The sequence below is a fragment of the Roseibium sp. genome (assembly GCF_965216085.1).
GTDB lineage: Bacteria > Pseudomonadota > Alphaproteobacteria > Rhizobiales > Stappiaceae > Roseibium.
The window spans coordinates 23,932-47,805 of sequence record NZ_OZ244138.1 but is presented as its reverse complement, the minus strand read 5'-3'; the positions used below and the strand labels follow the sequence as shown (position 1 = coordinate 47,805).

Below are 23,874 nucleotides of genomic sequence, written 5' to 3'. Positions count from 1 at the left end.
ATGTATGTTGCTGTAAAGGGTGGCGAAAAGGCCATCCGCAATGCCCACAAGCTGACCGCCAAGCGGCGCCGCGGTGACACCTCCGTTCCCGCACTTACATTGGAGCAAATAGCCGAACAGCTGTCACACGCGGTGGCCCGCGTGATGGGGGAAGGCTCGCTCTATGACGAAACGCTTGCCGCTCTTGCAATCAAGCAATCGCGCGGCGACCTGATCGAAGCCGCCTTCCTGATGCGCGCCTACCGAACGACGCTGCCACGGTTCGGCTACAGCCAGTCCGTCGACACGGCCAAGATGCTTGTCGAACGCCGGATCTCGGCAACCTACAAGGACTTGCCAGGCGGCCAGATGCTCGGCCCGACCTTTGACTACAGCCACCGGCTTCTGGATTTTGCCCTTGCCGCTGAAGGTGAAGGCGGGGACCTTGATGCAGAAACGGCTCCGGTCGAAGACGAACCGATGCCGCGCGTCACCGATCTCCTTGGAGATGAAGGCCTGATCGAACCGGACCCGGCAGCCGATGAAAACGCGCCGGTGGGCGATCTCACCCGCGACCCGCTGTCTTTTCCGGCGGACCGGGATCTGCGTCTGCAAAACCTTGCACGGGGTGACGAGGGCTTCTTGCTCGCGCTCGCCTACTCCACGCAGCGCGGTTACGGCAGGACCCACCCCTTTGCCGGTGAAATTCGGTACGGTGAGGTCGAAGTGGAGTTTTTTGCAGAAGAACTCGGCTTTGCGGTCACGCTCGGCACGATCAAAGTCACCGAATGTCAGATGATCAACCAGTTTGCCGGTTCAGCAAAGGCTCCGCCCGCCTTTACGCGCGGCTACGGCCTCGTCTTCGGACAAGTCGAGCGCAAGGCCATGTCCATGGCGATGGTCGACCGGTCTCTGCGCTGGGAAGAACTCGGCGAAGAACAGGTTGCCCCGGCTCAGGACGGTGAATTCGTTCTCTCTCACTCCGACAACATCCAGGCAACCGGGTTCGTCGAACACCTGAAGTTGCCGCACTATGTCGACTTCCAGGCCGAACTCGATCTGGTGCGCCGCATGCGCGGGGAGTGGTTTGAGAAACGCGCGCGCGAAGAGGCCGAAACCGCGGCCAAAGAGGCTGCGGAATGAGCAGTGGCCTCAGCCATATGACCTTCATCGTCAGTGATCTGGACAAGATGACCCGGATCCTGACCGAAGTCTTGAAAGCAGAAGAAGTCTACGACAGCGGCCAGGACACCTTCTCCTTATCGGAGGAAAAATTCTTTCTGGTCGGTGATGTCTGGATCGCAATCATGAAAGGCACGCCACTTTCCGAGCGCACCTACAATCACGTCGCCTTCAAGATCGAGGAACAGGATTTTGATGCCCGGCTCATCGCGATCAAATCGCTCGGCCTTGAGTTCAAGCCGCCGCGCGACCGCGTCGAAGGTGAAGGCCGATCCATCTACTTTTACGACACCGACAATCATTTGTTCGAGCTGCACACCGGCACACTGGAGATGCGGCTCGAAAGCTATCGCAAAATTCTCGATGAACGGAGGGCCGCACAATGAACGCCACGGCTCAGATTTTCGAACAGGGTGAATACAATTTCGCCTATCTCGATGAACAAACCAAACGCATGATCCGCCGCGCGATCCTGAAGGGCATCGCGATCCCGGGATACCAGGTACCGTTTGCCTCGCGCGAAATGCCGATGCCCTACGGCTGGGGCACCGGCGGGGTTCAGGTCACCGCCTCGATCCTTGGCAAGGATGATTGCCTGAAGATGATCGACCAGGGCTCGGACGACACAACCAACGCCGTTTCCTTGCGCGGGTTCTTCGAAAAGACGGCGAACGTGCGCACCACCTACGAAACGTCCGAGGCAACCGTCATCCAGACCCGCCACAGGATCCCCGAAAAGGAACTGCGTGAGGATCAGGTCCTGGTGTTCCAGGTCCCTATCCCCGAACCGCTCCGGTTTCTGGAGCCGCGGGAAACGGAAACCCGCAAGATGCATGCCCTCGAAGATTACGGCCTCATGCATGTGAAACTCTACGAGGACATCGCCAAGAACGGCCACATCGCCACCACATACGCCTATCCGGTGATGGTCAATGACCGCTATGTGATGGACCCCTCACCGACGCCGAAATTCGACAATCCGAAGATCGACGAAATGGCCGCGCTGCAGCTTTACGGCGCGGGCCGGGAAAAACGCATTTATGCGATCCCGCCCTACACCAAGGTGAAAAGCCTCGACTTTGAGGACTATCCGTTCGAGGTCCAGAAGTTCGACAAACCATGCGGGCTGTGCGGCGCAGAGCATGTCTATCTCGACGAGGTCATTCTTGATGACAAGGGCGGGCGCATGTTCGTCTGCTCGGACAGCGACTATTGCGAAGAACGGCGTGCTGCAGGGCATGTCGGGCCGATGGCTGCAAACCCGGCGGCCCAGCAAATCGGTGGACACGGCACAAACGCAGAGGAGGCGTCCCGATGAACGTCTTTCAAGCTGACGACCCGCTGCTGCAGGTCCATAACGTGACCCGTTATTACGGAGACCGTATCGGGTGTACCGACGTCTCCTTCGATCTTTGGCCCGGCGAAGTGCTGGCCATTGTCGGAGAGAGCGGTTCAGGCAAGACCACGCTTTTGAACTGCCTGTCGACACGACTTGCACCCACCGCAGGCGCCATTGAATACCGCATGCGCGACGGGTCGATGCGCAATCTCTATCAGCTCTCGGAGGCAGAGCGCCGCTTGCTGATGCGCACTGACTGGGGATTTGTGCATCAGAACGCCGCCGATGGCCTGCGCATGAATGTCTCGGCCGGTGCAAATGTCGGCGAACGGCTGATGGCCGTCGGCGATCGGCACTACGGCAAGATCCGCGAAACCGCGGATGATTGGCTGGGCCGGGTGGAAATCGCCAGCGACCGGATAGATGATGATCCACGCTCGTTCTCAGGCGGCATGCGGCAACGGCTGCAGATTGCCAGAAATCTTGTCACCCATCCGCGGCTGGTCTTCATGGACGAACCGACCGGCGGTCTGGACGTTTCGGTCCAGGCGCGTCTGCTCGATCTTCTGCGCCGTCTGGTGGCTGATCTCGGGCTTTCGGTCGTCATCGTCACCCACGATCTGGCGGTTGCCCGTCTTCTGTCCCACCGGATCATGGTGATGCGCCACGGCCGGGTGATCGAATCCGGGTTGACCGATCAGGTTCTGGACGACCCGCGCGAGCCTTACACCCAGTTGCTAGTCTCCTCCATTTTGCAGGTTTGATCATGCCAGTGCGTCTTTATCTGAACAGTGTCGGCAAGTCCTTCACCATGCACCTTCAGGGCGGCACGGTGATCCCGGTTGTCGAAAACGTAGAGTTCTCTGTTGCGGCTGGGGAATGTGTGGTCCTTGGCGGCCCCTCCGGAGCGGGCAAGAGCTCGATCCTGAAAATGATCTACGGCAACTACCGCTGCGATCAGGGCCAGATCCTGGTGACTGTTGGCGATGAGATCATCAACGTTGCAGATGCGGAGCCGCGCCAGGTCTTGCGGCTACGGGAAAACACAATCGGCTATGTCAGCCAGTTCCTCCGCACCATTCCGCGCGTGTCTGCCGAAGAAGTGGTTGCCGAACCGCTTGTTGCCCAAGGCACCAGCGAAGCGGAGGGGCTTGATACGGCGCGCAGCCTTCTCTCCCGGCTGAATGTCCCTGAGCGGCTCTGGAAGCTCCCACCAGCAACCTTTTCCGGTGGCGAACAACAGCGGGTGAACATTGCCCGGGGTTTCATCGCGCACTACCCGATCCTGCTTCTGGATGAGCCGACGGCCTCTCTCGATGCGGCCAACCGGGCTGTTGTGGTCCGCCTGGTGGAAGAGAAGAAGGCCAAGGGCGTTGCCATGGTCGGTATCCTGCACGACCAGGATGTGCGTGAAGAAATTGCAGACCGCATCATCGATGTCACCAGCTTTAGCGCCGAGGCGGCTGCTTGATGATCTTGGAACGCGGAAAACCAACAAAGGACATCTGCTCCCTCTCCCACGGGGAGAGCGCCGGGGTCAGGGGGAGTTACGAGCGTGTCTCCCCTTACCCGGTCTTTTCGGCAACTTCTCTCAGTGGGAAAGGCTATTTGGAGGCGCATTAATCTAATGAGCGCCTCCAAAAGACTTGCTGGTGTGAACAGAATGTCACAGAACAGTCATCCCTCCCCGGTAAGGCCTTCGCTCTGGCTTTGCCCCTCTTGATCCAAGATTTCAACCATGCGCTACGCCATCTATTTTGCCGCTGACGCCGACACTCCGTTGATGCAACTGGGCACCACCTGGTTGGGGCGCGATCCCTTTTCTGGAACCGCCGTCCAACAACCCAATGTGGACGGCCTGGATCCGGCGCGCTTTGCCGACTTGACGACAAGCCCGCGGCGGTATGGATTTCATGGCACGCTCAAGGCACCTTTCTCTCTTGCGGAAAGCGCGACTGAGGATGCACTGTTCGCGGCCTGTACCAGCTTTGCACAAATGATCGCTCCGTTCGATTTGAAAGGTCTCAGTGTGAATCGGCTGGGCAAATTCCTGGCACTGACACCGGATCAGACAGAACCGAACCTTGAGGCCTTTGCGTCTTTATGCGTGCGCCACTTCGACCCCTTTCGCGCACCCTTAAATGCTGAAGATCTGGAACGGCGGCGCCAGGCTAATCTTACCCCGAAGCAGGACGCTTATGTCGAAGACTGGGGCTATCCTTACATCTTCGACGAATTCCGTTTCCACATGACGCTTTCCAACAAACTGGAAAACGAAGTGGAGACAGAAACGATGACGTTGGGTGCTGAAACCCATTTTTCAGCGGTCACCAATTCGGCCCTGACGTGCCGCCACTTCGGCCTTTATGTCGAACCGGAGCGCGGCGCGCCGTTTGACGTCCATCGCATTTTTGAACTGACAGGCTCGGAGAGCCCGATCACAGCGCTTAAAATGGCGTTGGCAAACCCCAATGAGGAAGTCTCATGAGCACGCATCCGAAACTCTTCAAAAATGCCCGGCTGGTTTTGGCTGAAGACGTGACCAGCGGCTCGCTGACCGTCGACCAGGATGGTCTGATTGCTGACATTGGCTCTCCGTCCGAGACCGCGGGCCACGACTGTGAAGGCGATTTTCTGTTGCCGGGCTTGATCGAGCTGCACACCGATCATCTGGAAACACATTATGCGCCACGCCCGAAAGTACGCTGGAACCCGGTTGCTGCGGTTCAGGCGCACGACGCCCAGATTGCCTGTGCTGGCATTACCACCGTTTTCGATGCGTTGCGGGTTGGTATGGATGACGATGACCCGTCCACGGACACCCTGAAAGTTGCCGACATGCGTGCACTTGCCGATGCCGTTGAAACCGGTCAGGACGAACATCGCCTGCGGGCAGACCACTACATCCACCTGCGCTGCGAGGTTTCTGCACCGGATGTTATCCGGGCCTTTGAATATTTCGACGGTGACGACCGCGTGCGCCTCATCTCGCTGATGGATCACACACCGGGGCAACGCCAGTTCGTTTCGCTCGATTCTTACATCAGTTACTACAAAGGCAAGCGCGGCTTTAACGATGAGCAAATGGCCGAATTCATCGAGCAACGCAAAGCACGAGCCGACAAAAACACACCAGGCAACCGCAAATCCATTTCGGCCTACGCGCAGGAAAATGGCATCGCCATTGCCAGCCATGACGATGCGACGGTCGATCATGTCGACGAGGCTGTATCGCTAAACACCAAAATCGCCGAATTCCCCACAACACTTGAAGCAGCCAAGGCATCCCACGAAGCCGGTATGGCAGTCCTGATGGGCGCCCCTAATGTTGTGCGCGGTGGTTCGCATTCCGGGAACGTGTCAGCTCGTGAGTTGGCCGAAGCCGGACATCTCGACGTCTTGTCGTCCGACTACATCCCGGCTTCCCTCCTCCAGGCCGCGTTCCAGCTCGCCGACGAGATTGACGGCATCACTTTGCCGCAAGCGGTCACTAAAGTGACTTCAACTCCGGCTAAGGCCATCGGCCTTAACGACCGCGGTGTTCTGGAAACGGGCAAACGGGGAGATCTCGTGCAGGTCAAGCTGGTTGGAAATGTTCCGATCGTCCGCGGCGTTTGGCGCGAAGGCCGCCGCGTTGCCTAGTTCCGGTTCTGCGATGAACGACGTATTTCAAACCGAAACGAGTGCCGAAGCCGGCAAACTTGCCCCCGGCCGCATGGTTCTTGTCGTAGGACCCAGCGGCGCGGGCAAGGACACTTTGATGGGTGCCCTTAAGGACAAACTGAGCGCCAGTGAGAGTGTTGTGTTTGCCCGGCGGGCGATCACTCGGCAAGCGGATGCCAATGCCGAAGATCACGACACGCTCAGCCGCGAAGACTTCCAGTCACTCGTCTCAGCTGGAGACGTAGCTCTGTCCTGGGAAGCTCATGGGCTTGGGTATGTCATTCCCAAAACCTACGATTCTGCCATCCAAAGCGGCAAAACAGTCATCGCTAACGGCTCCCGCAAAGTCCTGCAGCGCGCATCGGAAAAGTATGAGACTGCCATTGTGCTTTTGATCACCGCTCCGGTGGATGTCCTTGCAGAACGCCTGTCAGCTCGCGGCCGCGAAAGCCGCGAAGATATTGAGGCGCGTTTGAAGCGGGCGGATCTGGAACCGCAAAATGTTCCCAACCTCATCCGCATTGAAAACACCGGCACAGTGGACACTGCTGTCAAAGCGATAATAGCGGCGTTGGACCTTTAGTTTTCTTTTTTCTTGCCGCCAAACACGTTGCCCAACAAGCCTTCGGGCAGGCCAAAACCTTCTTCGACGGCCTTGAGCACCTCTTCATCATTGACGTCGCCTTCTATGACTTTCTCAATGTTGATCTGGGTTTGTCCGCCTGTCGCCCGCTCGATCACCTGGTTTGCTGTATCGGCAAGGCTTTCGGGCACATTCGCTTCACCATTCAAGATCGAGATCAGCTCCCCACCAACTTCTTGAAGCTTCTTGTAGGCCGCTTCAGGATCTTCCAAGATCCCTGCGATATCCGGGTAGATACGCGGATCAGCCCACGTCCCTTCAATCATGATCGGGACGCCAAGACTGGCGAGTTTTTTGTCCGTTCCCTTGCGGCGCGGCATCGGCGCCTGACCTTCCAGTGTCGCCACGATTTTAGGCTCCACCCGCCAGGATATACGTCGATTGGGCATATCCGTGGTGCCTTGACCCGTCATGCGCAGCAGCGGACCGATAAGGGACAGGTCGTTGGAATGGGCCAATCCATTTTCTATCCGGAACGACGCAGACAGCGATGAAAAGTCGGTTTTGGCGGATGGGTTCGCCTGCCAACCCAGCAAGGTTTCTACCGAGAGCCCGCGCACCATTTGTGGAATGTTGATGCCGCGGATCGCGCCGTCTTCAAAGACATACCCAGCGGTGCCTTTGAGATTCTGCACCATCTGCTGCTCGCTTGCGCCCGAGGAGCTCACATCCAGATTGATGCGGGTCTTGCCTTCGATCCAGGTAAAATCCGCTGCATCCCGCAAGAGCGGATAGGCATTCAGTCCGGCAAGATCAAACCGGGCCGCCAGGGCCGGGGTAGCGACAGCGCCGTCCAGACGGACGGAGCCAGTGCCAGAGCCTTCATAAAGGCTGAGTTTCTGAAGATCAGCGTTCAGCACACCGTCCTTTATGGCAACGACAAGCGCGCTTTCACCTATGCGGATCTTGTCCAGGCGGATTGCCTGAGTTGTTGCCTTGAAATCGACGTTGGCGGCTTTGAGACCGGAATAGTCGACGGGAGCTGTGCTCCACTGGCCGCCGGCAGCTTGTTGTGGCGCCGGGGCCGCTGCACCGCCTGTTCCTGATTGCGTTGCCGCCGCGTTGCCTATCAAAGTTCCGCTGCCGAAATACGGATCTAGCACAAGCTCCTTGAGGTCAAGGCGTGCAGTGACTGAGGGCTTACCGCCTAGGGTCACTTTGCCATTGGCCTCGCCGGAGGTCTCATCGAGAGTAAAACGGGTTTCCTCAAAGGATACGGTGTCACCTTGGAACCCAAAAATTCCGGACGCACTGAATGCTTTCAACCCGCCGCCATCTGCCAGCGGTTGCCCCATCCAGGCCATCAGCCCTCTGAGATCGGCGGTTTTGATACGCGCGGCACCGTCGATCATGGCGGGTAATTGAGCTGAGCCATCAAAGCCAACCGTCACCCGATTGCCTTTCACCGAGACAGAGACCGCACCGGGGTCTCCAGCAAGCAATTTGGACGTGTCTGCCTCGCCCGTTACGCTGAAGCCTTCACCGCGCCAGTTTAATGCGCCACGCGCAGCCAGAGGAGACTCAAGCCCTTGCATCTCAATATCAAGAGAAAGACCCGTAATCCGGTCGGCCTCTGGATCACCGCCAACTGCATCGGCAAGACCAATGCCGCCGATTTCGCCATCGGAAATGGAAACTGAGCCATTCATGTCGAGCCCCGCGACCAGCTCTTCACTGCTCATGCCAACCGTTTCAAAGGCGAGATCGGCACTCAATTGGCCACTCGCTGGTAAGTCCTGTCCTGCGAGCAGCAAGAGATCGGAGATTGAGCCGTCTTTGAGCACAAGGCGGCCGGACACTTCCGGAACCAAGCCGGTCAAATCCGCATCTGCGGCCCCACCAAGTGACAGCGCTCCAAGCACCAGATGAAGATCGGCGATCGACACGGCAGCTTCCGAGCCTGCGAGCTGTGCGTCCAGTTTGAATGCGCCTGGGTCCGAATCCAGCTGTTGCCCGCCCAGCGCTGCCAACGCTTTTAGAGAAGGACCGGAAGCCGCAAGCGCCAAATCAGCACGTGGAGGCTCTAGTCCTGCGTTTCCTTTGATAGAGACTACATTGTCGGTGGAGCTGAAGGAAAGATCGACCGGCACTTGATCACCAGACACGAGTCCAAGCGGATTGGTCAATGATCCTGTAATCTCAAGCGGAATGTCTTCGAACAGAAAGCTAGATGCCAGATCCACGCTTCCAGCAAGGTCCGGTGCATTCAAGGTGAGATTAAGATCTTGAACGGAGAGGTTCTGGTTTGAGCCCCCATCAATATAGGTGAGCTTGCCGTTAGAAATCTCGACGCGGTCAACACCAATGCTTTCCAGATATCCTTGATTGGAAACAGCCGGCGTATCCGAACTATCTTGCGCTTGAGAAGCGGATTCCGTTGCCGAGGAGCCACTGTCGGAACCGATTGGTTGAGCCCGCAAGGCTTTGCGCGGCTCCCAGCTTGTTGCTCCAGATGCACTTTTCTCCAAGTAGATATCAGGTTCGATCAAGGTGATCCCGGTGACCTGGATATTGCCGGACAACAAGCCCGCCCAGGCCAAACCGAATTCCATCTGCTTGGCTTTGGCAAACTCAATTCCGTCCGCTCCAGCCTCACCAGAAATACCAATGTCTTCCGCTGTCAGCTGGAATCCAGGCAGCAAAGACAAGGAAACAGGGCCATCCAGCCGGATCCGCCAACCGAACCGGTTGTCGATCTGTTGAACCACCTGTTGTTTGATCTGATCTTTGGGCAGGAAAAAGGGCACCACGAGAAGCGCAGTGACAATCACAAACAGCAGACTGCCCAGACCGACCAAAAGCCGTTTCATTTCAGTGTCTCCCAATGGCGAATCGCCACAATGTAGACCAATCCGAGCAACAGCATGCCGGTAGATTTTGACAAAAGGTGGAAAAGAGCCGTTTTCGCGTGAAATTAGGCTTTGTTAGACCAGCGTCCTGCCGAGCGCCGTCAAATGATTGTCCCAGGCAAAACCGGGCGGCCGCGCCAGGATCTCAGCGCCATCCTCCGCATCCGCGACATAGGACACGCCGCCGTTGCCATCGGAAATCAGAAAATTGCCTTGATCGATCGGCGCAACGCCACATCCATCGGGAATGTCCTGATGCCCAATGAAAGTGCCGTTTTTGGCGTTCCAGAACAGTGTCTTACCACCACGCGGCGCGGATGTTGCGATTACGCTGCCTTCGGCATTGGCGGTCACAGAGCCGATGTAGTTCTGAAGCTTGCCCGTCAGATGAGTAGGCAATCCAGTCAAAACGGGAGCTTCATCCCGGGAAATCACAGCCACAAGTGGCGGGGTTTCGTCTTCCGGGCCTTCAAACTGGCCACCTACCCAGGCGCGGCCTTGTTCGTCCAAAGCCATGTGGCGCAAAGAGAGTTGATGTAGCGACGGGTCCAGCCGGTGTTCCGCCAGCAGATCGCCGGTTCCAGCGTCCAGAAACACCACGGACGGCGACATGGTCTTCAAATTGAGCTTTTCACGCGCCCGGTCCGGGTGGGTTTCGATCCCGCCATTGGCGACGATCAGGGTCTGGCCATCCGGGCTCATCAGCACTTCGTGAGGGCCAATTCCGTGGCTATCGAATTCACCGAGCCGGAAGACATTTGCGCCGGTGACATCATAGATCCCGACCGCACCGCGGGCATTTTCAAAGTCGTTTTCGACTGCATAAAGCAAGCGGCCATCCTTTGAGAAACATCCGTGCCCATAAAAATGCCGGCCCTCGGAAGCTACGAGAGTCTGAAGGGGCCTTTCTGAAAACGGCCAGGCAACGACGGCGAAAGTCCCGGGCCTGCGGGCAAAAGCGGCAAGACACTGCCCATCGCCGGAAACAGCGACACCATGCCCCCGGGCCGGCAGAGTTACTTGGGCCTGGATCTGCCCAATATCATCGAGGATCGCAATGCCGTATCCGCCAGAGGCATCCTTGAAAGCGTTGGCAAAAAGCGGCGTATCGACCGGTACGCTCAAGAGACTATTGCCGAGGCCAGTCTTAGCAAACAGTGGCAAGGTGGCAAGACCGCCCAGCGCTGCCAACAATCCCCTGCGGGAAAAAGTAGTTGGTTTAGTCGCCGTCCAGGGCATTGAAGCCTCCGGCTAGACCCAATGCACCGGCAATTTCCGGCGAAACCAGCTCGCGGATTGACTGAAGCGTGATCGTGAGAACCTTCAGTTTTGAATACGCGCCACTCTCTTTAAATGTCTGGCGCAGTGGCGGCTGAAGTTGGCTCAAAAGGTTCTGGGCGTTTTTGAATTCAAAACCAAGCGTATCAAACAGCCATTCGTGTTCGAAGGACGACATCGGCTTCAAATTCATGCTCACAAAAGCTTGTTCCAGCCCCAAAAGCTCGCTGGAGAGGAACAAAACGCCATTACCGGACCTGGAGAATGGAATTCTGCGCGGTTTTGCATTTTCTTCCGATTTGCCCAAGGCAGGCAATACGTTCTGATCCCGCGCGATGGTTAGCCCGGTCGCAAGAACGTTAAAAACAGCTTCCAGCGCTTCTTTGGAGGTTTTGAACCGCGCATTGTCAGCCCCAGTTTCGAGCAGAACCTGGCTATATCCCTTCGGATCTTGCCAGGCAGCAGCAGTCTCATTGGCAATCATGGCCACATTTTCTGCGATCGCCTGACTGTACTTGCAGGCGAAACTGTCCGGCCCGTCTTTTCCAAGTGTCACGCCCCCAGTCTTATCAAAGGCGATCAGCTGCAGCGCCGTCAGACCCTGGACAGCAACGCTCTTGCCGGCCAACGTATCGGCGTTTTGAACGCCAGTGTCTTGCGCGGCTACAAGCTTACGGATCTGACGCTGTGCCGTCCCCCGCGGATCAGGCATGAATGCAAGGCGGCTTAGACGATCCTCTTCGACCAACGGACCAAACCGCAGAAAATGGATTTTTGCGAAGTCTCGAATGGTGTCTGCATTGGTATTTTGAAACGCCGCGATGCTTGTTTCATCGGGTAAAGAACACACCGCTTGGACGGCCGCAGGCAGCTTGGCCGCCGTTTCGGCAAATGTCTGCGTTGCGGGCCGGATATATCCGGAAATCAACGTGTCCACCGGCTGCCGGTAGTCCGTTGCCAGTGCCGGCCAACTCATAAACAGCGCAAGACAAATCCCAAACATGCGAAGCATTACAACGACTCCAAAAACCGGACCAAGGACTTACGCTCTTCCGGCTCCATTGCAATCACCTGATCGCGTGCCGTTTCCGCTTCCCCGCCATGCCACAGAATAGCTTCGAGCAAATTGCGCGCCCGGCCATCGTGCAGGAAACGGGTATGATCGTTGACCGTCTCCGTCAAGCCGATCCCCCATAGCGGCGGGGTGCGCCATTCACGGCCTGTGGCATCCCCAACGGGACGCCCATCGGCCAACCCCTCACCCATATCGTGGAGCAGAAGATCTGTATACGGCCAAATCAGCTGAAACTGATGCGCCTCCGTTTCCGCATCCCGGCGGGTGACATATTTCGGCTGATGACATTTGGTGCAGCCGGTTTCATAAAAAAGTTCCTTGCCCCGCAAGACGTCCGGATTGGAAACATCCCGCCGGGCCGGAACAGCCAAGTTCTCAGAATAGAAAGTGACGAGTTCCATGACTGGATCGGGTGTTTCGGAAACACCCAGATTGGCCTGCTCACCATGTGGCATGGACCGGCATGCGACCTGGCGCTCCGTGCAATCACCATAATTGTCCGGTTTGTCCGGTGAACTGATGCCAATGTCGCCAGAAAAGGCACCAGCTGTTTGATCACGGATGTTCGGATTGGAAGCCTTCCAGCCGAACCGACCTATCGTTAGATCTCCTGACCGGCCATCCCGCACACGGCTGATTTTTCCTGAAATTCCGTCGCCATCCAGATCGTTCGGATCCGCCAAAGCTTCGAGATCTCCAGGGTGAATGGCCTGAAGCAAACCCAAGCCAATCATTGGCGGCGCCACCCGCGGCGAGATCAGCGTTTCCGGGTGCATGTCGCCAAAACCGAGATCCCGGATCTTGTAAACCGGTTTTTGCAGAACGGCGACTTCACCACCATTCAGCGGTACTTCAATCTCTTCGTGAACAATATCGAAGCGGCCTTCCGCAGGCAGGCCGGTAACGGCAAACGCCTGAAACTGACCGCCATAGGTTGGTTCAGGGATCCGAAGAAACGCCTTATCGGCCAAGGCCTTCTGATGCTCTTCAGTTTGCGGCGGTATGGAGAGGCGCAGGAACAAAGAAACCGCTTCATCACCTGGCCGCGGCGGTCGGCCACGGCCGTCTTTCAAATGACAACCTTGGCAAGAGCGGGCGTTGTAAAGTGGGCCCAACCCATCCGATGCCTTTGTTGAGGCCGGAGACGACGCCCAGAGCTTTTTGAACAGGCCATTACCGAGCTTGAAGTCCCGCTCCTGCTCGAACGTCAGATTTGCATTGGAGTGGGAAAAGGCGTCGCGGTTGATCCGCTTGCGGGAGGTTCCGGCACCGCCCTGCATCCGCTCAAAACCTTCGGCTTTCGAAAAGTCCGTGGCGAGCGGCAGCACGTTCAAGACCTTGGCCCTGTCTTCTGCCGACAGATCCTCGCGGTGGCTCAACAATTCGTCGGCCACAGCCGGTGCATAAAACAAACCGGCAAAAACAATACAAGCGCCAGCGAGGGCGCTCAGTCCAGGGACCTTGTCCAAAATTCGCATCCTAGTATCCGTCCTGCCGGAGCCCCAATTCCAGCTGGTCATAATATTGGCGGGCAGTTCAACTGCCCGCCAAGAGTGGTCTTATTCGAAAACAGCGGACGGATTGTCCAGGCTGTCAGAGCCTTCAAAGGCAATTTCTTCAAGCTCAAGCGCCTTCACGACACGCTCAATCGAAGCAGTCTGATCAACAAGCGCGTCGATGGCCGCTTGAACAACAGCGTTGCCTTCTGCGTTGCCTTCACCAATCATCTGGTCATAGGCTTCGCCGCCCTCAGCACGGGCTTTCATGGTCTCGAATGCAGCAAGGGTCGCGTCGAGTTTGGTCTTCATTTCTTCCGCAAGCGCAGCGTCTTTGGCGGCAACCATGTCGGCGAGAGATGCACCTTTGACATCGTTGCCGAGCGGGCTCTTGTATTCGCCGAAGTAGACGTTCCGGATGCCAACAACATCGTTGTAGTGCGACATATGCGTGTTGTCGGAGAAGCAGTCATGCTCTTCTTCCGGATCATGCAGCATCAGGCCGAGCTTCATGCGCTCGCCAGCCAGCTCACCATAAGAGAGGGAGCCCATGCCGGTCAGGATCGTTGCCAGACCGCCAGCTTCCCCTTTACCGCCAAGGTCTTCGCGGGCTGCTCCGCCCGGAGCCCAGGCCACAACCATTTCTTCCAGATCGGAAATCAGAAGGTTTGTTGCAGCGGCCAAATACTGAGCCCGGCGCTCGCAGTTACCGCCAGTACAGTTGGCAGTGTCAAAATCGGTTGCCGGACGGCTGCCAGCGCCTTTGTCCGTGCCGTTCAGGTCCTGCCCCCACAGCATGAATTCAATCGCGTGGTAACCAGTGGCCACATTGGCTTCCACTTCGCCGGCTTCCTGCAGTTTTTCAGACAGAAGCGATGCAGTGATGTTGCTGGCATCAATGGTTTCGCCGCCAACTTTCAGGGTCGGATTGGCAATCACATTGGCAGCATAAAAATCGTTTTCTTCTGATTCATCGCCATAAGAAACGTCGACATAGTCGATCAGGCCTTCATCCAGCGGCCATGCGTTCACTTTGCCTTCCCAATCGTCGACAATCGCATTGCCAAAACGGTAGGCTTCGGTCTGCTGATACGGATTACGTGCTGCAACCCAAGCAGTGCGGGCCGCTTCTAGGTTGGCTTCGCTCGGCTCAGCAATCAGCTTGTCGACTGCTGCTTTCAAAGATTTTGCCGTTGCAAGAGAGTCAGCGAACTTGGCATGTGCAATGTCGCCATACGTGGAAAGAACATCGGCGGGAGCTGCGGCCATAGCCGGAGTTGCCAAAAAGGTTGTTGCTGCCAAAAGAGCGAGCTTGATGGATTTCATAGGGTCGTTCCTAAAACCAAGGCAATGCGGTCAGCCGGTCGATACTGACTACTTGCAAAATTATGAGGTCCTGCGGCGCTCGACGCGCCGTCCGACTTGGTGAAACATTTCATGAGACAAAAAGTCAAGTTATAAAGTGTAAAAAAATCAATACTTTAGAACGATTCAAAAAACATGACTCAAAAAAACAACTTTTCACATACCTTGAAAGTGCTTTAATGCGCTGCCAACTCTTTGATGCTAAAGAGGGATTGGATCTGGTCGCAACATTAGGCAATTACTGCAGATTGACTGATTAGGAAAACTACGCATGTTGAACGCGCTGAAGAGCTTTGTCCGGGAAATCACATTCGGAGACAGTGGCAAAAAAACCTTTGCCGATGACGACAAACGGCTCGCAGCGGCAGCACTCCTGTTTCACCTGGTCGATATCGATGGCGTGATCGAAGACAGCGAGAGCGAAAAACTCCGGCAGATCCTGAAAGCCCATTACGAATTGAGTGATGAAGACACCAGCGAACTGATTGCAGCTGCCAAACAGCGCGATGAAGAAGCTGTCGATCTTTATGGCTTCACATCCGTTTTGAAACGTACCACCAATGAAGAAGAACGCCTCGCCATCATCGAAATGATGTGGGAGATCGTCTATGCTGACGGCCATGTCCACGAATTCGAGGACAACACCATCTGGCGCGTGGCCGAGCTCCTGGGTGTCTCCTCACGAGACCGAATGGTGCTGCGCCACAAGGTGGCCAAAACCGCGCCGGAGCCGGATGAGGCTTAATCAATTTCGAGAATTTTGGATTTCTACAATCTAGACTTGCAAAGGACTCGATTTTTTCCGAGCGCTCGCCCATATTGAATCTCATGGATTTTACGTCTGAATTTGGAACTCCCCGCCCGAAAGTGCTGATCGTCCTGCACCAGGAACATTCGTCACCCGGACGTGTTGGTCAGGAACTTGTAAAACGCGGCTTTTCGCTCGACATCCGCAAACCGCGCTTCGGTGACAGCTTGCCCGATACCATGCGCGATCATGCCGGCGCTGTGATTTTCGGCGGCCCGATGAGCGCAAACGATCCAGATGGTTTCGTTCACAAGGAAATTGACTGGATCAACGTGCCATTGAAAGAAGAGGCGCCGTTTCTCGGCATTTGCCTCGGCGCGCAGATGATGGTGAAACACCTCGGCGGCAAAGTCGCTGGCCACAAGGAGGAAATGGTCGAAATCGGCTATTATCCGCTTCAACCGACGGATGCCGGCAAAGACCTGATGGACTGGCCGCAAAAGGTTTATCAGTGGCACCGCGAAGGTTTCGATTGCCCGGCCGGAGCCGAGCTTCTGGCAACCAGCCCGACCTACCCGAACCAGGCGATCCGCGTTGGCCCCGCCGCCTACGGCATCCAGTTCCACCCGGAGCTCACCCACCAGATGATGGTCAAATGGACCACCAAGGGCGCGCCCAGAATGGAACTGCCCGGCGCGCAGCAGCGGCGCGACCACTTTGCTGGGCGTTTTGTCTACGACGCTGCAGTCCGGACATGGCTGGACCGGTTCCTGGATCTATGGATTGGCACCGCCGAAGCCCCCGCCCAACACTCCCGCCTGAAAGCGGCGGAATAGTCAGGCTGAAACCGGTCTCGGATACTAGAGCCCGAAGCTGTGTTAGCTTCGGGCTTTTGCTTGATCAGCTTTCAAACACCACCAGCAAATCCTTGGCATCGATCTGCGAGCCTGGGGTTACCAGCACTTCGGATACCTTGCCATCACGCTCGGCGTGAAGTGCGGTTTCCATCTTCATGGCTTCGATGGAGACGAGCACGTCGCCGGCCTTTACCTCCTGACCGGCGGCAATCGCGACCGTGGAGATCACGCCCGGCATCGGCGCACCGACATGAGACGCATTGCCGTCTTCGGCCTTTCGCATGGCAGCAGCGCCGACAGCGCCATGGGCGCGATCCGGAACCTTGACGTTGCGCGGCTGACCGTTGAGTTCGAAGAAGACTTTTTTCTCGCCCTTCTCGTCCGTCTCACCGATGGCCTGACAACGCACGACAAGGGTTTTGCCCGGCTCCAGATCGACAAAGATCTCATCACCCGGCTCTAGGCCGTAGAAATAGACCGGTGTCGGCAGAACAGACGTCGGGCCGTATTGCTGCTGCGCCTTGTCGAAGTCGGTGAAGACTTTTGGGTACATCAGATAGGACGCCAGCTCGGTGTCGTCGATGTCATGGCCGGTGGCTGCCGCCGCATCGGCCCGCTCCGCGTCCAGATCGGCCTCATCGAGCAGAGAGCCCGGGCGAACCGCGATCGGCTTGTCACCCTTCAAGGCCTTATCCTGCAGAGCCTTCGGCCATCCACCCGGAGATTGACCAAGATCACCATGCAGCATCTTCACAACACTGTCCGGGAAGGCAACGTCTTTGGCTGGGTCTTCAACATCGGCAACTGTCAGACCCTGGCTGACCATCATCAACGCCATGTCGCCTACAACCTTGGAGGACGGCGTCACCTTGACGATGTCGCCAAATATCTGGTTGGCATCCGCATAAGCCTGCGCCACTTCGTGCCAGCGGGTTTCAAGACCAAGCGAACGGGCCTGTTCCTTCAGGTTGGTGAACTGCCCACCCGGCATTTCATGGAGGTAGACTTCGGAGGCTCCAAAGCGCAGGTCACTTTCAAAGGCCCGGTACTGCGTGCGCACAGCTTCCCAATAGAAAGAAATCTGCCGGATGGTCTTGGCATCAAGGCCTGTATCACGATCGGTGCCACGAAGCGCTTCGACAATGGAGCCAAGGCACGGCTGAGATGTCAGGCCGGAGAGCGCATCCATTGCTGCATCTACTGCATCAACCCCGGCTTCCACAGCGGCCAGAATGGTGGACGCCGCAATGCCGGAGGTGTCGTGCGTATGGAAGTGGATCGGCAGGCCGACCTCATCCTTCAGCGCCTTGACCAGGACCTTGGCCGCCTGCGGCTTCAAGAGACCAGCCATATCCTTGATACCAAGAATATGCGCGCCCGCTGCTTCCAGCTCTTTGGCGAGACCGACATAATACTTGAGGTCGTATTTCGGCCGTGCGCTGTCCAGCATGTCGCCGGTATAACAGAGCACACCTTCACAGAGCTTGCCGGTTTCCTGGACCGCATCCATGGAAACGCGCATGTTTTCCACCCAGTTCAGGCAGTCAAACACGCGGAAAAGGTCAATGCCGTTTTCTGCCGCCTGATGGACGAAGTATTTGACCACATTGTCCGGGTAGTTGGTGTAGCCAACGCCGTTGGAGCCACGCAGGAGCATCTGAAGCAGGATGTTCGGTGCTTTTTCACGGATCTGATGCAACCGTTCCCATGGGCTTTCCGTCAGGAAGCGCATGGAGACATCGAATGTCGCGCCGCCCCAGCATTCCAGCGAAAACAGGCTCGGCAGGCCCGTGGCATAACTTTCGGCGATGTTGACGATGTCATGAGACCGCATACGGGTCGCCAGCAGGGACTGGTGACCGTCGCGCATGGTGGTGTCGGTGATCAAGGCCCGCTTCTGATCCTTCATCCAATCGGCAAAGCCTTTCGGGCCCAGCTTGTCCAAAAGCTCGCGGGTGCCTTTCGGCTTGTCGTCACCGAAATCCGGAACGATCGGTGCGGCCACATCCTTCGGCGGACGTACGCGGTCTTTGGTTTCCGGGTGGCCGTTGACCGACACATCTGCGATGTAAGTCAAAAGCTTGGTCGCGCGGTCCTGACGTTTGGTCTGCTCAAAGAGCGCCGGTGTGTCGTCAATGAAGCGTGTGGTGTAAATCTGTGCGCGGAAATCGGCGTGATCGATGATGTTTTCCAAAAACACCAGGTTGGTTGCAACACCGCGGATCCGGAACTCGCGCAAGGCACGATCCATGCGTTTGCGGGCATCTTCCGCCGTCGGTGCCCAGGCTGTAACCTTCTCCAGAAGCGGGTCATAGAACCTGGTAATCACAGCGCCGGAATAGGCGGTGCCTCCATCGAGACGAATACCGAACCCGGTCGCGCCGCGATAGGCGGTGATGCGGCCGTAATCCGGAATGAAGTTCTGCTCCGGATCTTCCGTGGTGATCCGACACTGCAGCGCATGACCGTTCAGACGAATGTTGTCTTGAGCCGGAACACCGCTTTTTGGGGTGCCGATTTTTTCACCGTCCGCAATATGGATCTGTGCCTGAACAATGTCGATGCCGGTGACTTCCTCCGTCACCGTATGCTCGACCTGAACGCGCGGGTTCACCTCGATGAAGTAGATCGCACCCGTGTCGGCATCCATGAGGAACTCAACCGTACCGGCGCCGCGGTAGTTCACGGCACGGCCGATTTTCAGGCCGTATTCGCACAGCTCTTTGCGTTTTTCCTCTTCCAGGTAGGGCGCAGGTGCACGCTCAACCACTTTCTGGTGGCGGCGCTGGATGGAGCAGTCACGCTCATAAAGGTGGACGACATTTTCGCCATCACCGAGAATCTGTACTTCCACGTGGCGGGCACGCTGTACCAGCTTTTCAAGATAAATCTCGTCCTTGCCGAAGGCCGCTTTCGCTTCCCGTTTGGCCGCCAAAACTTCTTTTTCCAGCGTCGCTTCGTCTGGGATCACGCGCATGCCCCGGCCGCCGCCGCCCCAAGAGGCTTTGAGCATCACCGGATACCCGATCTCCAAAGCCTGTTTCTTAATCTCGTTCAGATCATCGGGCAGCGGATCGGTCGCAGGCATAACCGGAACACCGGCTTCAATCGCCAGGTTACGGGCGGCAACCTTGTTGCCGAGACGGCGCATGGTTTCGGACTTTGGACCGATAAAGGTGATGCCCGCTTCTTCACAGGCATCAACAAATTCCGGGCTTTCGGACAGAAGGCCATACCCAGGGTGGATGGCATCAGCACCGGCGTGTTTGGCAACACGGATAATCTCGTCGATGGACAGATAAGCTTCGATTGGGCCAAGCCCCTTGCCGACCTGATAGGCTTCATCGGCTTTGAACCGGTGCAGCGCCAATTTATCCTGTTCCGCATAGATCGCGACGGTCTTCAAGCCCAGCTCATTGGCGGCCCGGAAAACCCGGATTGCGATTTCGGAACGGTTTGCAACGAGAATTTTTGTTATCGCCAAACGCCCACTCCCCCTAATTTCCCGCAAAAAATACGTCGATTTCGGCAAGTTTCTACTTTGGTCGGAGCAAATTGAAAAGGGGCAGGATGCTTGTCCTTTTTTTAAATGGAGAAATATTTTTTCCGAAAAGGCCATAATCCATAGAAAAGGCTGGACATTCTTTACCCCTAGGGACGAGGCGAATTGGCAAAAAATTTTCGAAACTGGCGTCCAGTTTTACCGCATTGCCGCAAAACCATGACTGGCCCAATCTGACACAGACGCTCAAATACAGCGTTCGTATTGTTAAAATTGAGGAGAATTTTGAATACTGCTCTTGGGCCTCTCCGCCCTTATACATACAAGATGCAGTAGGAACAAACCACAAACATCACCCAGTCAGCGATTCGTCAGCGATTCGTTCTGCCTGTGTACTAAGGTAAATGGGCCTGCAGTTTGTGCTCCCCAATCAAAAAACCGGAAATTAAAGATTGACACACTTCTGCACCCAGAACCGAAAACCAAGGTGATTTGCCGCAAATCTTTAGCCTGATTCAGCATTTCGTGGCATCAAAGTATTTCAGATCCACATTTCGTAGGGAACAAATCCTGAATCCAAAAGAGTCCGCGATTCGGTTTCGGTTTGTTCCAGAGTCGTTCTCCACAGAAAAATTCAATCTCATTTTTACACCTACGGAAACCTGAGCGCGGCGAAAAAGGGCAGGACAGGGCCACCTGGCCTATGGTAGACACGCGCCATGATGTTCTGGGTTTTATTCCTGAGAGACACGGCGGCCAATCCAGGCCTGCCGAATTATGAAGAATTCTGATCGCACCAGCTCCATGCTCCGCCCCCATACTCTGCCGTTACCCCCTAGCGCTCGATCCCGCACGGTTACCGCCGTCCTAGGGCCCACCAACACCGGGAAAACCCACCTGGCAATCGAGCGCATGCTGGCCCAGCCGTCCGGCTTGATTGGCCTGCCTCTGCGATTGCTGGCGCGGGAAGTCTATGGACGCATTGCTGAACGCTCCGGAACCGAGTCTGTCGCGCTGATTACTGGCGAAGAAAAGATCATTCCGAAGAAGCCACGCTTCTGGGTGTCGACGGTCGAAGCCATGCCGCTCGATCTCAACACCGAGTTCGTGGCCATCGATGAAGTGCAGCTAGCCGGCAATCTCGACCGCGGCCACGTCTTCACCGACCGGATCCTGAATTTGCGTGGCCGTTCTGAAACCCTGCTTTTGGGATCGGCGACTGCTCGGCCGCTGTTGGAAAAACTCCTCCCGGGCCTCAATGTCATCACCCGTCCGCGCATGTCGATCTTGTCTTATGCGGGATCCAAAAAGGTCTCCCGGCTGCCGGCCCGGTCGGCCATCGTCGCCTTTTCATCGGATGAGGTTTATTCGATTGCCGAGCTGCTTCGGCGTCAGCGCGGCGGCGCCGCGGTGGTGCTTGGCTCACTAAGTCCACGCACCCGCAATGCCCAGGTGGAACTCTTCCAGAACGGTGATGTCGATCACTTGGTCGCCACCGACGCCATTGGCATGGGATTGAACCTGGATGTCCACCACATTGCCTTTGCCGGCAACCGCAAATATGACGGCTATCAGTATCGTCAGCTAACTCCATCAGAGATGGGCCAGATCGCCGGCCGCGCCGGCCGTCACACCAAAGACGGCACCTTTGGCGTAACAGGCCGAGTCGATCCTTTGGACGATGAATTGATCGAACAGATCGAAAGCCATCACTTTGCCAGCCTAAAAGTGCTGCAATGGCGCAACAGTGCTTTGGATTTTTCGTCCTCGGCCAATCTGCGCCGAAGCCTTGATTTACCCCCGAAAGAGGACGGTTTGGCGCGGGCGCCAACCGGTGACGACATCACCGCCCTTGAACATTTGTTGCGTGACAGCGCAATAAATGACATGGCAAAGGGGGTGAAAGCGGTCGAATTGCTATGGGATGTGTGCCAGGTACCGGATTACCGCAAGATTGCGCCGGCCAATCATGGGGACCTTTTGGCCACCATCTTTACCCACCTGATACGCGAAAATGCGATTGAAGATGATTGGTTCGCCCGTCAATTGGCCTTCGCAGACCGCACAGATGGTGATATCGACACACTCGCGAACCGGATCGCTCATATCCGGACCTGGACGTATGTCGCGAACCGCCCAGACTGGTTGGCCGATCCGGCCCATTGGCAGGGTGTTACCCGCGGCATAGAAGATAAACTATCTGACGCCCTTCACGATCGGCTGACACAGCGGTTTGTGGATCGGCGGACAAGTGTATTGATGCGACGTTTGAGAGAGAACGCAATGCTGGAAGCGGAAATTACATCGAGTGGGGATGTGCTCGTCGAAGGTCAGCACATCGGGAATCTGCTTGGCTTCCGGTTTGCCCCTGATGCGGCGGCCGAAGGCCCGGACGAAAAGACGGTCCGTGCTGCCGCACAAAAAGCCCTGACCACGGAAATCGAGTCCCGTGCAGACAAGCTTGGCAAATCAGAGAACAGTGATTTTGTCCTGACTTCAGAAGGTGCCATCCGCTGGCGCGGCGAGCCGGTCGCCAAATTGTCTGCCAGTGACGATGTGCTGGCCCCAACCGTTCTGCTGCTCGCCGACGAGCACTTGACCGGACCGGCCCGCGACACCGTACAAAACCGTTTGGACCTCTGGGTCAAGGCGCAGATCGATACGCTGCTGAAACCTCTCACCGATCTAAAAACCGGGGAAGGCCTCGAGGGTCTGGCCCGCGGCATCGCATTCCGGATTGTCGAAGGCCTTGGCATTTTGGAACGGCAAGATGCTGCCGACGAAATCCGCCAGCTCGATCAGGATATGCGCGCGTCTTTGCGTAAACATGGCATCCGCTTCGGCGCTTATACGATCTTTGTTCCTGCACTCTTGAAACCGGCTCCCAGCCAGCTGCTCGCGCAGCTCTGGGCTTTGAAGCACGGGTCTCTGGACATGAACGGCATGGAAGAACTGCCGCAGCTGTCCGCTTCCGGCCGCACCTCGATCCCGGTTAATCCCGAGATCAACCAGGCGCTTTACAAAGTCGTTGGCTTCCGGGTCTGCGGCCCGCGGGCTGTCCGGGTCGATATTCTGGAACGTCTGGCGGATCTGATCCGGCCCCTGATTGCCTGGAAACCGCTCGATGCAGAGGTCGCACCGCCAGAGGGTGCAATCGAAACCGGCGGCGGCTTTACCGTAACAGTTGCCATGACGTCGCTGCTTGGCTGCGCGGGCGAGGATTTCTCTGCTGTTCTGAAATCCCTTGGCTACCGGCTTGAAACAAAAGAGGTTCAGCGTCCCGTCGTTGTAAAACCGGACACGGAAACCGCACCGTCTGACAACGCGGTTACACCAGAAGAAACGTCCGCAACCGCGTCCCCGGCAGAAGGCGAAGCAGCTGAAACCGCTACACCTGCAACGGAAACGGAAGCTTCTGTGGTGCTGGAAGATAAGGCTGCTGAAGACAGCAGCGCTGAAGCGCCTGCAGCAGCTGAAACACCGGTAGCAGCCGCTGACGCAGCGGACGCAGGTTCAGAAACAGCTGACACAGAGACGGCAGAAACTTCTGCATCCGAAGAGGCCGCTCCGTCCGGCGAACTGGAAATGGAAACGGTTACCATTGAGATCTGGCGCCCGGGCCGTCACGACCGCCGTCCGCGCGGCCGACAGGATCAGCGCCGGGGAGACAACCGCAAACACCAAGGGCCGAAAGGCGCGTCCGGTGAGCGGCGACACGGCAAACCCGGCAAAGGTGGTCAGCACAAGGGCCGAGGTGGCCAAAAGTCCTTCGAGGGCGGCAATCGCCGTGACAAGCCGCAAAAAGACAAGCCAATCGATCCAAATTCACCTTTCGCCGCTCTGATGGCGCTGAAGGAGAATATGGACGGCAAGGACAAGAAGTAATTCCGGGGTCAGA

General features: G+C 56.8%; 17 protein-coding genes. 11 read left to right on the top strand and 6 right to left on the bottom strand.

Annotated features, from left to right (window positions below; all coding sequences use genetic code 11):
* The 8 genes from ACOOFE_RS00215 (at window position 1) to phnN (ending at window position 6,746) form a co-directional block, all read left to right on the top strand.
* Window positions 1-1,122, top strand: a complete 1,122-nt coding sequence (locus tag ACOOFE_RS00215; RefSeq protein WP_420413125.1) for a carbon-phosphorus lyase complex subunit PhnI — start codon at window positions 1-3, stop codon at window positions 1,120-1,122.
* On the top strand, window positions 1,119-1,547 hold the full coding sequence (gene fosX / locus ACOOFE_RS00210; RefSeq protein WP_420413124.1) for a FosX/FosE/FosI family fosfomycin resistance hydrolase: 429 nt from the start codon (window positions 1,119-1,121) through the stop codon (window positions 1,545-1,547). Before ACOOFE_RS00215 ends, fosX begins: the two co-directional genes overlap by 4 nt.
* Entirely contained in the window at window positions 1,544-2,479 is a 936-nt protein-coding gene (locus ACOOFE_RS00205; RefSeq protein ID WP_420413123.1) for an alpha-D-ribose 1-methylphosphonate 5-phosphate C-P-lyase PhnJ, read from the top strand. The genes fosX and ACOOFE_RS00205 overlap by 4 nt, the downstream gene beginning before the upstream one ends.
* Window positions 2,476-3,264 (top strand): phosphonate C-P lyase system protein PhnK, encoded by a 789-nt coding sequence (gene phnK / locus ACOOFE_RS00200; RefSeq protein ID WP_420413122.1) that lies wholly within the window; start codon window positions 2,476-2,478, stop codon window positions 3,262-3,264. The genes ACOOFE_RS00205 and phnK overlap by 4 nt, the downstream gene beginning before the upstream one ends.
* A 2-nt stretch (window positions 3,265-3,266) precedes the next feature.
* On the top strand, window positions 3,267-3,971 hold the full coding sequence (gene phnL, locus ACOOFE_RS00195; RefSeq protein ID WP_420413121.1) for a phosphonate C-P lyase system protein PhnL: 705 nt from the start codon (window positions 3,267-3,269) through the stop codon (window positions 3,969-3,971).
* 267 nt (window positions 3,972-4,238) lie between these two features.
* Window positions 4,239-4,988 carry a DUF1045 domain-containing protein gene (locus ACOOFE_RS00190; RefSeq protein ID WP_420413120.1) on the top strand — a complete coding sequence of 250 codons (750 nt, stop codon included), beginning with the start codon at window positions 4,239-4,241 and terminating at the stop codon, window positions 4,986-4,988.
* Window positions 4,985-6,142: an alpha-D-ribose 1-methylphosphonate 5-triphosphate diphosphatase gene (locus tag ACOOFE_RS00185; protein WP_420413119.1), complete on the top strand. Its 1,158-nt coding sequence runs from the start codon at window positions 4,985-4,987 to the stop codon at window positions 6,140-6,142. The genes ACOOFE_RS00190 and ACOOFE_RS00185 overlap by 4 nt, the downstream gene beginning before the upstream one ends.
* Window positions 6,143-6,155: 13 nt before the next feature.
* Window positions 6,156-6,746 (top strand): phosphonate metabolism protein/1,5-bisphosphokinase (PRPP-forming) PhnN, encoded by a 591-nt coding sequence (phnN, locus tag ACOOFE_RS00180; RefSeq protein ID WP_420413118.1) that lies wholly within the window; start codon window positions 6,156-6,158, stop codon window positions 6,744-6,746.
* Here the strand turns inward: phnN and ACOOFE_RS00175 are convergent.
* From ACOOFE_RS00175 to ACOOFE_RS00155, 5 genes are all read right to left on the bottom strand, one after another.
* Window positions 6,743-9,616, bottom strand: coding sequence for an AsmA family protein (locus ACOOFE_RS00175; protein WP_420413117.1), 2,874 nt, complete (start codon window positions 9,614-9,616; stop codon window positions 6,743-6,745). The genes phnN and ACOOFE_RS00175 overlap by 4 nt on opposite strands.
* A 114-nt stretch (window positions 9,617-9,730) precedes the next feature.
* The gene (locus ACOOFE_RS00170) at window positions 9,731-10,894 is read right to left on the bottom strand and encodes a DUF1513 domain-containing protein (RefSeq protein WP_420413116.1); all 1,164 of its coding nucleotides are present in this window, start codon (window positions 10,892-10,894) and stop codon (window positions 9,731-9,733) included.
* The gene (locus ACOOFE_RS00165; protein WP_420413115.1) at window positions 10,875-11,945 is read right to left on the bottom strand and encodes an imelysin family protein; all 1,071 of its coding nucleotides are present in this window, start codon (window positions 11,943-11,945) and stop codon (window positions 10,875-10,877) included. Before ACOOFE_RS00165 ends, ACOOFE_RS00170 begins: the two co-directional genes overlap by 20 nt.
* Complete coding sequence (locus tag ACOOFE_RS00160; RefSeq protein WP_420413114.1) at window positions 11,945-13,486, bottom strand: di-heme oxidoredictase family protein; 1,542 nt, start codon at window positions 13,484-13,486, stop codon at window positions 11,945-11,947. The genes ACOOFE_RS00165 and ACOOFE_RS00160 overlap by 1 nt, the downstream gene beginning before the upstream one ends.
* 81 nt (window positions 13,487-13,567) lie before the next feature.
* Window positions 13,568-14,830: an imelysin family protein gene (locus ACOOFE_RS00155; protein WP_420413113.1), complete on the bottom strand. Its 1,263-nt coding sequence runs from the start codon at window positions 14,828-14,830 to the stop codon at window positions 13,568-13,570.
* A 310-nt stretch (window positions 14,831-15,140) separates the two neighbouring features.
* On the opposite strand from ACOOFE_RS00155, the gene ACOOFE_RS00150 reads away from it, so the two are divergent.
* Window positions 15,141-15,614 (top strand): TerB family tellurite resistance protein, encoded by a 474-nt coding sequence (locus ACOOFE_RS00150; RefSeq protein WP_420413112.1) that lies wholly within the window; start codon window positions 15,141-15,143, stop codon window positions 15,612-15,614.
* Between the two features lie 83 nt (window positions 15,615-15,697).
* Entirely contained in the window at window positions 15,698-16,453 is a 756-nt protein-coding gene (locus tag ACOOFE_RS00145) for a glutamine amidotransferase (protein WP_420413111.1), read from the top strand.
* A 64-nt stretch (window positions 16,454-16,517) separates the two neighbouring features.
* On the opposite strand, the gene pyc is transcribed toward ACOOFE_RS00145, so the two are convergent.
* Window positions 16,518-19,958 (bottom strand): pyruvate carboxylase, encoded by a 3,441-nt coding sequence (pyc, locus tag ACOOFE_RS00140; RefSeq protein ID WP_420413110.1) that lies wholly within the window; start codon window positions 19,956-19,958, stop codon window positions 16,518-16,520.
* A gap of 822 nt (window positions 19,959-20,780) precedes the next feature.
* Between pyc and ACOOFE_RS00135 the strand changes: the two genes are divergently transcribed.
* On the top strand, window positions 20,781-23,861 hold the full coding sequence (locus ACOOFE_RS00135) for a helicase-related protein (protein WP_420415649.1): 3,081 nt from the start codon (window positions 20,781-20,783) through the stop codon (window positions 23,859-23,861).
* Window positions 23,862-23,874 lie beyond the last annotated feature (13 nt).

Coding starts and splice junctions, on each gene's coding strand:
- ACOOFE_RS00145 (WP_420413111.1), top strand. CDS start 15,698: ATGGATTTTACGTCTGAATTTGGAACTCCCCGCCCGAAAGTGCTGATC.
- ACOOFE_RS00165 (WP_420413115.1), bottom strand. CDS start 11,945: ATGCTTCGCATGTTTGGGATTTGTCTTGCGCTGTTTATGAGTTGGCCG.
- fosX (WP_420413124.1), top strand. CDS start 1,119: ATGAGCAGTGGCCTCAGCCATATGACCTTCATCGTCAGTGATCTGGAC.
- ACOOFE_RS00205 (WP_420413123.1), top strand. CDS start 1,544: ATGAACGCCACGGCTCAGATTTTCGAACAGGGTGAATACAATTTCGCC.
- ACOOFE_RS00170 (WP_420413116.1), bottom strand. CDS start 10,894: ATGCCCTGGACGGCGACTAAACCAACTACTTTTTCCCGCAGGGGATTG.
- phnL (WP_420413121.1), top strand. CDS start 3,267: ATGCCAGTGCGTCTTTATCTGAACAGTGTCGGCAAGTCCTTCACCATG.
- ACOOFE_RS00135 (WP_420415649.1), top strand. CDS start 20,781: ATGCTCCGCCCCCATACTCTGCCGTTACCCCCTAGCGCTCGATCCCGC.
- ACOOFE_RS00160 (WP_420413114.1), bottom strand. CDS start 13,486: ATGCGAATTTTGGACAAGGTCCCTGGACTGAGCGCCCTCGCTGGCGCT.
- ACOOFE_RS00190 (WP_420413120.1), top strand. CDS start 4,239: ATGCGCTACGCCATCTATTTTGCCGCTGACGCCGACACTCCGTTGATG.
- phnN (WP_420413118.1), top strand. CDS start 6,156: ATGAACGACGTATTTCAAACCGAAACGAGTGCCGAAGCCGGCAAACTT.
- ACOOFE_RS00150 (WP_420413112.1), top strand. CDS start 15,141: ATGTTGAACGCGCTGAAGAGCTTTGTCCGGGAAATCACATTCGGAGAC.
- phnK (WP_420413122.1), top strand. CDS start 2,476: ATGAACGTCTTTCAAGCTGACGACCCGCTGCTGCAGGTCCATAACGTG.
- ACOOFE_RS00155 (WP_420413113.1), bottom strand. CDS start 14,830: ATGAAATCCATCAAGCTCGCTCTTTTGGCAGCAACAACCTTTTTGGCA.
- ACOOFE_RS00175 (WP_420413117.1), bottom strand. CDS start 9,616: ATGAAACGGCTTTTGGTCGGTCTGGGCAGTCTGCTGTTTGTGATTGTC.
- ACOOFE_RS00215 (WP_420413125.1), top strand. CDS start 1: ATGTATGTTGCTGTAAAGGGTGGCGAAAAGGCCATCCGCAATGCCCAC.
- ACOOFE_RS00185 (WP_420413119.1), top strand. CDS start 4,985: ATGAGCACGCATCCGAAACTCTTCAAAAATGCCCGGCTGGTTTTGGCT.